The sequence below is a fragment of the Staphylococcus sp. SUC_1.2 genome (assembly GCF_026222585.1).
This window is the reverse complement of record NZ_JANJPM010000017.1, coordinates 42,846-54,826: the sequence shown is the minus strand read 5'-3', so window position 1 is coordinate 54,826 and position 11,981 is coordinate 42,846. Positions and strand designations below refer to the sequence as shown.

Genomic DNA, 11,981 nt, shown 5'->3' with positions numbered 1-11,981 from the left:
CTATATATCATTAAAATGTCACTTCATCACCAGGTTGTAAAATTTGTACTTCTCCTTGAGATACAGCTTCTTTAAATTTCTCTGGATCTTGTTCAATTAATGGGAATGTATTGTAATGAATAGGCACTGAAATTTTAGGTTTAATGAATTCATTTATTGCATAACTTGCATCTTCAATACCCATAGTAAAATTATCACCAATAGGAATAAAACATACATCTACTGGATGACGTTCAGCAATTAATTTCATATCGCTAAATAAACCAGTATCTCCGGCATGGTAAATTGTTTTACCTTCTGCTTCAATGATAACACCCATTGGCATACCCAAATAAACAGGTATTCCATCTTTATTAGTATAACTTGAACTGTGGAAGGCTTGAACAAATTTTACTGTACCGAAATCAAATTGGTATTTACCGCCAATATTCATACCATGTGCGTGTTCAATTCCATGATACGTGGTTAAATAGCCTTGTACTTCTGCAGAACCAATCACTGTAGCATGATTGCGATTAGCTAATTCAACTACATCACCAAAATGATCACCATGTCCATGCGTTAAAATAATATAATCCACATCTAATGTCTGCTCATCTAAATCACTTTTATCATTACCAGAAATAAATGGATCAACAATTATTTTTTTACCATTACTTTCAAAATAAATCGTTGACTGTCCATGAAATGAAAGTTTCATATATAGAACCTCCTATATTTTAATATTATTATTATACCCTGATAATTATATTTATAACTTGAAACACTTTGAATTCATTTCTATTTAGACGTAAAATTAAATTGATTAAACTATAGGAGGATACGTATTATGATTAAAACAGACGAAATTATTGCAACATTAAAAGATAAAAATGCTGATGCAGCATGGATTACTACTCCACTTAATATATTCTACTTCACAGGTTATAGAAGTGAACCTCATGAAAGATTGTTTGCGTTACTTATAACTTCAAATGGTGAATGCACATTATATTGTCCTAAAATGGAAGTTGAAGAAGTTAAGCATTCATCTTTTAATGGAAATATTGTTGGCTATTTAGATACTGAGAGTCCTTTCGATTTAGCACCCCATACATTTGATAAATTATTAATTGAAAGTGAACATCTCACTGTTAAACGTCAACGAGAACTTACGAATAACTTTAACGTTAAAGCGTATGAAGATATCGATTTAACTATTAAAAAGCTAAGAAATATTAAAGATGAAAATGAAGTTAAAAATATAAAAAAAGCTGCTGAACTTGCAGATAAATGTATAGATATTGGTGTTTCATTTTTATCTGAAGGCGTAACTGAAAGAGAAGTTGTAAATCATATTGAAAATGAAATTAAAAAATATGGCGTTAGTGAAATGAGTTTCGATACAATGGTACTATTTGGTGACCATGCTGCATCTCCACATGGTACACCTGGAGATCGAACATTAGTTAAGAATGAATATGTATTATTTGATTTAGGTGTAGTCTATAATCATTATTGTAGTGATATGACAAGAACTGTAAAATTTGGTGAACCAAGTAAAGAAGCAAGAACGATTTATGATATTGTATTAAAAGCTGAACAAAGTGCTATTGAAGCAATTAAACCAGGTATCCCTTTACAAAATATTGATAAAATTGCTAGAGACATTATTTCAGAAGCGGGTTACGGTGATTTCTTCCCTCATCGATTAGGACATGGACTCGGTTTAGAAGAACATGAATATCAAGATGTATCAAGTACAAATACAAATTTACTTGAAGCAGGTATGGTGATTACAATTGAACCTGGCATTTATGTGCCTGATGTCGCTGGCGTCAGAATTGAAGATGATATTTTAGTCACTGATACTGGGTTTGAAGTACTTACACATTATAATAAGTAATTTAAAATTAAATCTCTCTTTTATATCAAAAAAGCGGAATAGTCACTCATAAAGAATGGTATTCCGCTTTTTATTGAATTAATTTAGATTATTCTTTTAATGCATCTTCAATAGATGTATAAGTTAAATCAAAAGCTTCTGCAACACCTTTATTTGTTACATAACCTTTATACGTATTTAAACCTAATGAAAGAGGTTGATTTGCTTTAAATGCCTCTTTATATCCTTTATTAGCAAGTAACTGTGCATAAGGTAAAGTCGCATTATTAAGAGCAATAGTAGACGTACGTGGAACTGCACCAGGCATATTCGCTACTGCATAATGTACAACACCATGTTTAATATAAGTTGGATCATCATGTGTCGTGATTTTATCAGTAGTTTCAAAGATACCACCTTGGTCAATAGCAATGTCGACTACTACCGAACCGTCTTTCATTTGTTTAATCATTTCTTCAGTAACTAAACTTGGTGCTTTCGCTCCAGGAATTAATACTGCACCAATAACTAAGTCACTTTCTTTAACTGCATTTTCAATATTAAGTGGATTAGACATTATTGTATTAACACGACCGTCAAACAAATCTTCTAATTCCGCTAAACGTTTAGGATTTACATCTAAAATAGTTACATCTGCACCTAATCCTAAAGCAATTTTAGCAGCATTTGTACCTGCTTGACCGCCACCAATAATAGTAACTTTGCCTTTTGGTACACCTGGCACGCCACCAAGTAGAATACCCATTCCACCGTTAATTTTTTGTAAGAATTCTGCACCAATTTGAGCTGACATACGTCCTGCAACTTCACTCATTGGTGTTAATAAAGGTAAAGAACGATCTGGTAATTGAACTGTTTCGTAGGCAATACTTACTACTTTATTATCAACTAATGCTTGAGTAAGTTTTTCCTCATTAGCAAGATGTAAATATGTGAATAAGATAAGACCTTCTCTGAAATATTTATATTCTTCTTCTAATGGTTCTTTTACTTTAATCACCATGTCTACATCCCAAGTTGTTTTTGCATCATTAACTATTTCTGCACCAGCCTGTTTATAATCTCCGTCTTCAAAATATGAACCAGAACCTGCGTTTGTTTCAACAAGTACTGTATGTCCTTGTTCAACTAATGCATGTATACCACTTGGTGATAGACCTACTCTATTCTCATTATTTTTTATTTCTTTTGGAATACCGATTTTCATTCCATCCACCTCCACTCCTTATGGTAACGCCAAAGTAATGAAAGCGCAATCATCAAAGATACACAATGTCCACATAATTGTTGAATTATAAATATTAAATATTCAGAAATTTATGTTAAAATTGAATTAAGAAAAGTTAAGGGGGAATTAAGATGTTAACTTATAAAAACATTTTAATCGCAGTTGATGGTTCACATGAAGCAGAATGGGCATTCAACAAAGCTGTAGACGTTGCTAAACGTAATGATGCTCAATTAACTATTGTTAATATTATCGATTCAAGAACTTACTCTTCTTATGAAGTGTACGATGCTCAATTCACAGAAAAATCTAAAGGTTTTTCTGATGAACTTTTAAAAGGCTATAAAGAAGTTGCTTCACGTGCAGGTGTTACAAATGTAGAAACTCGTTTAGAATTTGGATCACCTAAAGCGATTATACCTAAAAAGTTAGCAAATGAATTAGGTGTCGACTTAATAATGTGTGGTACTTCAGGATTAAATGCAGTAGAACGATTTATCGTTGGTTCTGTTTCAGAAGCAATCGTTCGTCATGCACCATGTGATGTACTTGTCGTGCGTACTGAAGAAATTCCAGAAGATTTCCAACCTGAAGTTGCAACTCCTGAATTTAGAAAACAATTTTCTTAATAAAGTAATGTATTTAAATAAAGAGGTCTGAGACATAAGGAAGTGTCTCAGACCTCTTTAATATGTTAGAGATACAACATTAGAGTGGGACAACAAATTCAATATGAATTTTGTTCTATTCCCCTGTTATGTTCTAAAAAACGATGAGATAAGTTTAATCTCATCGTTTTATATATATCTTATAATTCACCGAATTTTACTGTGTCTCTTGCAATCATGACTTCTTCATTAGTTGGAACAACAATTACTTTAACTGGAGAGTGTGGGTAATTTATGAAAGCTTCTTCACCGTGAGTAGATTCATTTTTCTTAGGATCCCAATAAACACCCATAAACTCTAAGCCTTCTAAAATTTTAGCACGTATTGGTGATGAATTTTCACCGACGCCTGCTGTGAAGACAATAACATCAACGCCATGCATTCTAGCAGCATAAGAACCAATGTATTTGTGAATTCTAGAAGCAAAAATATCTAAAGCAAGTTCAGCTCGTTCATCGCCATTGGCAGCTTCACCTAATAAATCACGTAAATCACTTGAAGTACCAGAGATACCTAATAATCCAGATTCTTTGTTTAAAACTGTTAAAACTTCATCAGCAGTTTTACCTGTTTTTTCCATAATAAATGGAATTAAAGCTGGATCAATATCTCCTGAACGTGTACCCATTGTTACACCTGCTAATGGAGTGAAGCCCATTGATGTATCGATAGATTTCCCACCATCAATTGCAGCAATTGACGCACCATTACCAATATGACAAGAAATAATACGTAATTCTTCAATAGGTTTTTCTAAAATATCAGCCGCACGACGTGATACATATTTATGGCTTGTACCATGGAAACCGTATTTACGAATACCAAAATCTTTGTAATAGTGATATGGTAAACTATACAAATAAGAACTTTCTGGCATAGTTTGATGGAATGAAGTATCAAAAACTACAACATGTGGAATATTAGGTAATAACTTTCTAAAGGCACGAACTCCCATTAAGTTTGCAGGATTATGTAATGGCGCTAATTCACTTAATGACTCAATTTTTTCTTCTACTTCATCAGTGACTAAAGCAGATTTAGGGAATAATTCTCCACCATGAACAACACGATGCCCTGTACCAGCAATATCATTAATATCATTAATAATACCATGTTTTTTGAAGCTATCTAACATGATATTAATTGCCTCTTCATGATCTTTAATATCTTTAACTCTTTTTACTTTTTCACCATTTACTTCAATAGTAAATATTGAATCTTTAATACCAATACGCTCAATTAAGCCCTTTGTAACTAATTCTTCTTCAGGCATTCTGATAAGTTGGAACTTTAAAGAAGAACTTCCCGCATTAATCGCTAAAACTAATTTAGACATGATTCATTGTCCTCCAATTTATATATTAAATATCCATATCTATTTAACCACTAATACAGAAGTAATTCAAGAATATCACAGTTTATTTTTGTGAATGATTTGCGTCCATCCATTCATTTAATTCGTTAATAAAACCATGGAATTGATTAGGATTTTTAAAATCCGGAATATTAGCTAATAACACTTCTACAGGCTTAGTTTCATTTGCTTTTTTCTTTTGTAGTATTAAAATTGATTTACGTGCATTTTCATTTTTAAACAATGTTTTAGGAAGATTTAAAAATGCTTGCATTTCAGTTTCTGTAGTAATAAAATTTTGTAACTGTTTCACATGTTCATCTTCAAAAATATTACTAGGTACTACTAAAAAAGCATAGCCACTTTGTTTTAAAGCATAGACGGCTTGTTCGATCAGTAAAAAGTGTGAATAACTATGGCCTTCTTCAAATCCAAGTTTCATTTCTTTACTACGTTCATCTAAAGGATAATATCCAATAGGAAAATCTCCAATAACCACATCAGCTTCCTCCAATGGTAATGGCATAATCGCATCTTGAGGATACACATCGAATGGTATTTCTAAAAAATTCGCTAGATGCACACTAACTCTCGATAAAACAGGATCTACTTCAATTAAGTGATGCATAACTTCGCTATCTTTTAATACTTCATTCACTGTAGCGCTTAAATGACCAGCTCCACTTGCAATATCAACAATCTGTAATTCTTTATTATTTTCTATAAATTTTTGTACTAAAAAACCTAAAATTAAGCCAATAGAATCTGGTGTAATTTGATGATTTGCCTGAATATTTTCTTCTTGTAATAAGCTTAAGTAAGCAAATTGAAATGCTTTTCGACGATCTTGAAGCGTTGCTTGTTCTAATAGGGTACGTTGATTACGATATACATCTTCCATTGCTAAACCTAAATTTTCTATAAAGCTTTGACCATTTTCTTCATTTAACGACTTAGCTTTATCATCTAAAGTTCGGAATAATCTTTCCATAATAGTTTGTTCTTCTGCCATATTCAATTCCTTTCCAATAAAAAAATGTCCATAATGCAAATGTCTTAAAACGAAATCATTCATTTTAAAATACATATGGACAATATTAGTATTATATCTTTAATTTAATCATTTAGTAGTGACTTAAATATTACGATATGCTTCTAAAGCAGCCTCGAAATTTGGAAAATCAGTACCTTCTTGAACTAACTCTTTATAAACTACATGATTGTTTTCATCTAATACGAAAACAGAACGCGCTAATAATCTCATTTCTTTCATAACAACACCATAATGCTCACCAAATGATAAATCTTTATGGTCACTTAACGTAATTACATTTTCTAGACCATTTGATGCACACCATCTTTTTTGAGCGAAAGGTAAATCCGCTGAAATTGTAAGTACTACACCATTTTCTTGAGAAGCTTCTTCATTAAATTTGCGAGTTTGTTGATCACATACGCCAGTATCAATAGAAGGAACAACACTAATCAATTTCTTTTGCCCTTTAAAATTATCTAAAGTAACTTCATTTAAACTATTATCCAAAACTTTAAAATTAGGAGCCACATCTCCTTTTGAAACCTCAGTTCCTTCTAAATTTATAGGGTTATTTTTAAAAGTAATTTCTGTCATATTATATGACCTCCCATTAGTTATTTAAATTATAGTTTAATGATACGATAGTATTTAAACTTATTTCAATCATTTAAAACACTAACTACTATTTTAATTTGAAATGATTTGCATGATATAATCAAAGGTATTTTTTAAAATGAGTAAAATGGTAACTATTATAAATAAAATTTTGACATATCCTACACCTTTTTTGATTGCAAAATGTGCACCAGTATACGACCCAATCACCATACTGACTGCCATAATTAATCCATATGCTATATTTACTTGACCAAGAATAATAAATAATGTTAATGCACCAACGTTTGAAGCAAAGTTTAATACTTTTGCATTACCAGCTGCACTTAAAAAATCAAATCCAAACATTAATAATACAAATAACATAAATGATCCAGTACCTCCGCCTAAGAATCCGTCATAAAATCCAATTAAAAGCAGAAGTGATATAAAGGCAATCGCTTTACTAATAGTAAATTTAGAGAACGTTCTGACATTACCCCATTCTTTCTTAAAAATGGTGTAAATTAAAACAAGTGTCAATATGACTATAACGAGTGGTTTCAAAACATCTGATGGCAAGAAAGTAGCTAAACTTGCTCCACCAACTGCAAATATAAATACAAACGGAAATAGTCTAAATACTATTTTTTTATCAACATTTCCAGATTTTAAAAATTTGATTGCACTCGTTAATGAGCCAAACGCACTTGCTAATTTGTTTGTACCTAATGCTAATGATGGCGGCATTCCTATAGCTAAGAGTGCAGGAATTGATATTAAGCCACCGCCACCTACAACAGCATCTATAAATGCTGCCAAGAAACCAAAACTAATAATAATGAAAATAATATGAAAACTTAGTTCTATAACGCCCACCCCTTATTAAATTACTTTAATACTTTCATATTAAAATAATTCATCAATGAGTGCATCAGTACTTTTATCTTTTTCAGTTTTATAATCTTTATTAATCTCTATTGTTTCTACATTGTCTGCTGCTTCTTGAACAAGATCATCAAAGTTAAACACACTTTCATATTTAACAACTTTATCAAAATCTGGTTCAGTTACAGGGTTTTTAGGGGTAAAAATCGTACAGCAATCCTCATAAGGCTGTATTGAAACTTCAAATGTTCCTATTTCTTTTGCTTTTTTAATAATATCTTCTTTATCTAAAGAAATAAGTGGTCTTAAAATAGGAGTAGATGTAACATCATTGATTGCGTACATGCTCTTTAATGTTTGACTAGCTACTTGACCTAAATTTTCACCATTTACGATAGCGTTCGCTCCAATACGTTCTAAAATAATATCTGTCACTCGTAACATCATGCGTCTAGTAGAAGTCATGGTATATCGTGGATGCACAGACTTATTGATTTGTTTTTGAAGTGCTGTGAAAGGAACAATATGTAATTTAATGGGTCCTACACGTTCAGATAGTATGCGTGTCAATTCAATCACTTTATCTTTCGCTTTTTCACTTGTAAATGGTGGACTGTGAAAATGAATAGCTTCTATTTTTACGCCACGTTTCATCATTTCCATACCAGCTACTGGTGAATCAATCCCACCTGATAACTGAAGAAGTGTTTTACCACCTGTACCTGTAGGTAATCCGCCAGCACCATCGATAACTTTAGTATAGATATATACGCCTTCTTTACGTACTTCCACTTTAATATTATGTGTCGGACGTTTAACATCTACTTTTAAATGATCAACTGATTTTAAAATGACACCACCTAGTTCTCTTTGTAGTTGATACGTATCTAATGAAAATGATTTATCTACACGTTTTACATCAATTTTAAAAGTATCTCCATGTGCAAAGTCTTTAGCTAACGAAACACAAAGTTGTTTTATATCTTCAAGATTTTGTGTTGTTTTAAATACTGGACTAATAGATTTTATGCCAAATATCTTTGTTAAACGATTCATGACTTCATTTACATTTGCTTCCTCAAAAAGCGAGATAAACATGCGATCTCTCTCGCATTTAACTCGTGTACCTTCTAATGAACGTAATGACTGAATCACATTTTCTTTTAATACATTTGTGAATCTTTTTCTATTTGTTCCTTTTAACGTAAGTTCTCCATATCTTACCAAAATATGATCATATTTCATTTATTTCAACAACTCCTTTATTTGAGCATAGATTAATTTAAATTTATCTTTAAATTGTTCGATATCTTTTTCTGTTGTAGTTTCACCCATGGATAAGCGAACGCTTCCCTCTATTCTGTTGTCCTCGATGTCCATTGCTAACAAAACTTCATTTAATTTTTCTCTTTTAGACGAACATGCACTTGTAGTCGACACCATAATATCCAATTTTGAGAACGCATTAACAAGCACTTCTCCTTTTACTCCTGGAAAAGCAATATTTAAAATATGCGGAGCACTATTTTCTGGAGAATTAATATACACTCCTTTATATTGACTTAAACTTTCTCTAATTACTTTATTATAACGTGATAGACGATGATTAAGCTCATTTAAATTTTGAATTGCAATTTCCATTGCTTTCACAAGTGAAACATTCATTGCTAAATTTACAGTACCACTTCTAATTCCATATTCTTGACCACCGCCAAATACTGTCGGTTCAATTTTTTCCTTATTATCGATAATTAATATGCCTTGACCTTTTAAACCATTAAATTTATGACCACTAAAACTTACACTATTTACATTCTCTAATTGCATTGGAATTTTCCCTAAAGCCTGAACGCCATCTACGTGAAAATGTGCCTTAGGATATTGTTTTAATAATGAGCCAATTTCTTTTATCGGTTGTATTTGTCCCATAACATTATTGACATACATACATGTTACTAAGCCCACATTATCCGTCATTAATTGTTCTAAATGATTAATATCTATTTGACCATTTGGAGTCACATTCACATATTTCAATATAAATCCTTGTGTTTCTAAATAACGCATCACTTCTAATACTGATGGATGCTCTAATACTGAGGTAATGATTACATTCGCAAACTGTTTTTTTCTTAATGCAATACCTTTGAGTGCAATATTATTAGACTCAGTGGCACCACTTGTGAAAATGACATCAGTATTATTATTGAGGTTTAACATCTCTTTTACACGCGACTTAGCCTGTAATAATATTTTTTCTGATTGTAAACCCATTTGATGAGGACTATTAGCATTATAATAAGCTTTCTCACTTACTTTTAGAAATGAATCTAAAACCGCTTGGTTCGGTTTTGTTGTGGCAGCATTATCTAAATAAATCATATATAGAACACTCACTTTCATCAATAACATATCTAAAACATATTTTAGATTTCTCGACTTAAAAATAGACACTCAAGCATTATACTATTTTTTTAAAAAAATAAAAGAGAACAACCTAGAAATATGTGGATGTCTAGGTCATTCTCTAACTATAAAAATGTATTATCCTTTAATCACTTCATTTTCAATATGTTTTGTTATACCAGGTTCTACACTTTCAAGTGCTTGCTCTGATACTTCAATTGAGCGCTTATAACGGTTATTTTTAAATAAACGTTCTGCTTCGTTTAAACTTTTATCTACACTATGATGATCTTTACGATATCTGTTTCCATATTGAATTAATCGTTCTGCATAGACTGCATTGACTAATATATCATTCGCTTCATCTTCAAAAGTATTCATTTGAATTACAATTTTTGAAACTTTATCTTTAAGTTGTTTAACATGAAGCGGACGTTCGTTAAATTGTTCGCTGACCGCTCTTACTTCATGGTCGATTTCATTTTTCATAATAACAAATCGCTCTGGAACACTTGTTAGGTTTGAAGCAAGAAGTCGACGATAAATCTCTTCTTTTTTCGATTGAATTTTTAATAGATTATCTTCAGCCTCAGCTTCATCTTCTCTAAGTTGAATCAGATGATTTTGTAATTTTTCTTGTTCTTCATTAATCACTTTTACATGTTCATCTAAGTATTCTAAATTATCTTTTACTTCACTGTATCTCACAGCAGATTTAGACATTTCTTTTAGAATATCATCATATACTACAACTAGATTTTGAATTTCATTTTCATGTTGTCTAATACTATGAACATCACTTTCATTAATGAAATAGTTTTCTCGTATATAGTCGATTTCTGTTCTAAGCGTATAGTTCATTTCTCTCGCTTTGAATAATTCATTTGTAATATCTTCTTTTGTTTCTTCAACTTCATTTTTAGCTTTTACTTCATGCTCAATTAAATCATACATTTCATCAAGCTTATCATTAATTTGTTGCAATTTATCATTAGCTTCCTGTAATTCAAGACGACTAATCATAGGTTCTACAAAATTTAATTCAGTTTTTAAGCTTTGTAATGTACCATCAATTTTTACATGATCCAAGTCATAACCATTTACTTTTAAATCTCTACAACCATATTTTAAATCTTGGAATTGTCCTGGTAACTCTTTTTGAGTTTCTCTAATTAAATCAGGAATTTCATCCATGTATCTTTTTGTTTCATTAATAGATTCATTTAATCCATTAATATGATTATGAGCTTGTACATAGTTACCTTCTTCTTTCAGCATGTCATACTGATCAAGTTCTGGTTCAAAAGCCTCAATACGTTTTTCAAGAGGAGCTGCCGCTTCTCCAAATTGATGTCTATTTGCTAAAACATCTCTTTTCATTTCACGATACTCTGTTTTACATTTTTCATAGATTGCTTCGTTATCTTTATGTAGAGAAAGAATTTCATTTACTTCATCTACTTGTGACTGATAACCAGCTTCATATCTATCCATTAATTCATGAGCGTCATCAATTTCAGTTTGAGCTCCTGCAAATTGGAATTTATCAAGTTGAAGCTCAGCGTCATGAATTTTTTCTTCTACTGGTGCTAAATAGTTATTAGTGTGATCTAATGTATCTTGTTTTAACGCGTCGTATTTTGTTCTCGTTTCACCTTTAAGGTTTAAAGCTGATAACTTTTCTAAATTATCTTCAAAAGGTAACTGTTGAACTTTTAATTTACGTTCTTCTGCTTGCTCAACCATTTTACGTTTGTTAGAACGTAAATAAAACATAATACCGACAGCAATCAATATAATAATAATAATTGCTAATATAATGTATAAAACCATCTCATTCTCCTCCTATATTATCATTATTATAACGTATCTTATCCCGTCATTAAAATAAAATTCAAAGAATTGATTGAAAAAATTTTTA

The 11,981-nt window shown here is 31.2% G+C and carries 11 protein-coding genes; 2 read left to right on the top strand and 9 right to left on the bottom strand.

From position 1 onward, the window contains the following. Positions 1–10: 10 nt before the first annotated feature. Positions 11–700, bottom strand: a complete 690-nt coding sequence (locus tag NR218_RS07360; protein WP_172473606.1) for a metal-dependent hydrolase — start codon at positions 698–700, stop codon at positions 11–13. A 129-nt stretch (positions 701–829) separates the two neighbouring features. Here NR218_RS07360 and NR218_RS07355 point away from each other — a divergent pair, with 129 nt between their 5' ends. Beyond that, positions 830–1,885 (top strand): M24 family metallopeptidase, encoded by a 1,056-nt coding sequence (locus tag NR218_RS07355; protein ID WP_172473605.1) that lies wholly within the window; start codon positions 830–832, stop codon positions 1,883–1,885. 88 nt (positions 1,886–1,973) lie between these two features. Here the strand turns inward: NR218_RS07355 and ald are convergent, their stop codons facing one another. Then, positions 1,974–3,092: an alanine dehydrogenase gene (ald, locus tag NR218_RS07350; protein ID WP_172473604.1), complete on the bottom strand. Its 1,119-nt coding sequence runs from the start codon at positions 3,090–3,092 to the stop codon at positions 1,974–1,976. 152 nt (positions 3,093–3,244) lie between these two features. Between ald and NR218_RS07345 the strand changes: the two genes are divergently transcribed. Then, positions 3,245–3,742 carry a universal stress protein gene (locus NR218_RS07345; RefSeq protein WP_048761525.1) on the top strand — a complete coding sequence of 166 codons (498 nt, stop codon included), beginning with the start codon at positions 3,245–3,247 and terminating at the stop codon, positions 3,740–3,742. Between the two features lie 179 nt (positions 3,743–3,921). Here the strand turns inward: NR218_RS07345 and NR218_RS07340 are convergent, their stop codons facing one another. The 7 genes from NR218_RS07340 to ezrA all read right to left on the bottom strand — a co-directional run bounded on the left by NR218_RS07340 (position 3,922) and on the right by ezrA (position 11,893). Next, positions 3,922–5,118: an acetate kinase gene (locus NR218_RS07340; protein WP_172473603.1), complete on the bottom strand. Its 1,197-nt coding sequence runs from the start codon at positions 5,116–5,118 to the stop codon at positions 3,922–3,924. Between the two features lie 82 nt (positions 5,119–5,200). After that, positions 5,201–6,148, bottom strand: a complete 948-nt coding sequence (locus tag NR218_RS07335; protein ID WP_172473602.1) for a class I SAM-dependent methyltransferase — start codon at positions 6,146–6,148, stop codon at positions 5,201–5,203. Between the two features lie 123 nt (positions 6,149–6,271). Beyond that, positions 6,272–6,766, bottom strand: coding sequence for a thiol peroxidase (tpx, locus tag NR218_RS07330; RefSeq protein ID WP_071560870.1), 495 nt, complete (start codon positions 6,764–6,766; stop codon positions 6,272–6,274). Between the two features lie 93 nt (positions 6,767–6,859). Next, on the bottom strand, positions 6,860–7,645 hold the full coding sequence (locus NR218_RS07325; protein WP_080979090.1) for a sulfite exporter TauE/SafE family protein: 786 nt from the start codon (positions 7,643–7,645) through the stop codon (positions 6,860–6,862). Positions 7,646–7,675: 30 nt separating this feature from the next. Beyond that, a complete protein-coding gene (gene thiI, locus NR218_RS07320) occupies positions 7,676–8,899 on the bottom strand; it encodes a tRNA uracil 4-sulfurtransferase ThiI (protein WP_048761519.1) in 1,224 nt (407 codons plus the stop codon). Continuing rightward, the gene (locus NR218_RS07315) at positions 8,900–10,036 is read right to left on the bottom strand and encodes a cysteine desulfurase family protein (protein ID WP_019835457.1); all 1,137 of its coding nucleotides are present in this window, start codon (positions 10,034–10,036) and stop codon (positions 8,900–8,902) included. 162 nt (positions 10,037–10,198) lie between these two features. After that, a complete protein-coding gene (ezrA, locus tag NR218_RS07310) occupies positions 10,199–11,893 on the bottom strand; it encodes a septation ring formation regulator EzrA (protein WP_071560871.1) in 1,695 nt (564 codons plus the stop codon). Between the last annotated feature and the right edge of the window lie 88 nt (positions 11,894–11,981).

Bases quoted from the DNA above. Each gene is read 5' to 3' on its own strand.
- tpx (WP_071560870.1), bottom strand. From the start codon at position 6,766: ATGACAGAAATTACTTTTAAAAATAACCCTATAAATTTAGAAGGAACT.
- NR218_RS07340 (WP_172473603.1), bottom strand. From the start codon at position 5,118: ATGTCTAAATTAGTTTTAGCGATTAATGCGGGAAGTTCTTCTTTAAAG.
- NR218_RS07360 (WP_172473606.1), bottom strand. From the start codon at position 700: ATGAAACTTTCATTTCATGGACAGTCAACGATTTATTTTGAAAGTAAT.
- NR218_RS07315 (WP_019835457.1), bottom strand. From the start codon at position 10,036: ATGATTTATTTAGATAATGCTGCCACAACAAAACCGAACCAAGCGGTT.
- ald (WP_172473604.1), bottom strand. From the start codon at position 3,092: ATGAAAATCGGTATTCCAAAAGAAATAAAAAATAATGAGAATAGAGTA.
- NR218_RS07345 (WP_048761525.1), top strand. From the start codon at position 3,245: ATGTTAACTTATAAAAACATTTTAATCGCAGTTGATGGTTCACATGAA.
- NR218_RS07355 (WP_172473605.1), top strand. From the start codon at position 830: ATGATTAAAACAGACGAAATTATTGCAACATTAAAAGATAAAAATGCT.
- NR218_RS07335 (WP_172473602.1), bottom strand. From the start codon at position 6,148: ATGGCAGAAGAACAAACTATTATGGAAAGATTATTCCGAACTTTAGAT.
- thiI (WP_048761519.1), bottom strand. From the start codon at position 8,899: ATGAAATATGATCATATTTTGGTAAGATATGGAGAACTTACGTTAAAA.
- ezrA (WP_071560871.1), bottom strand. From the start codon at position 11,893: ATGGTTTTATACATTATATTAGCAATTATTATTATTATATTGATTGCT.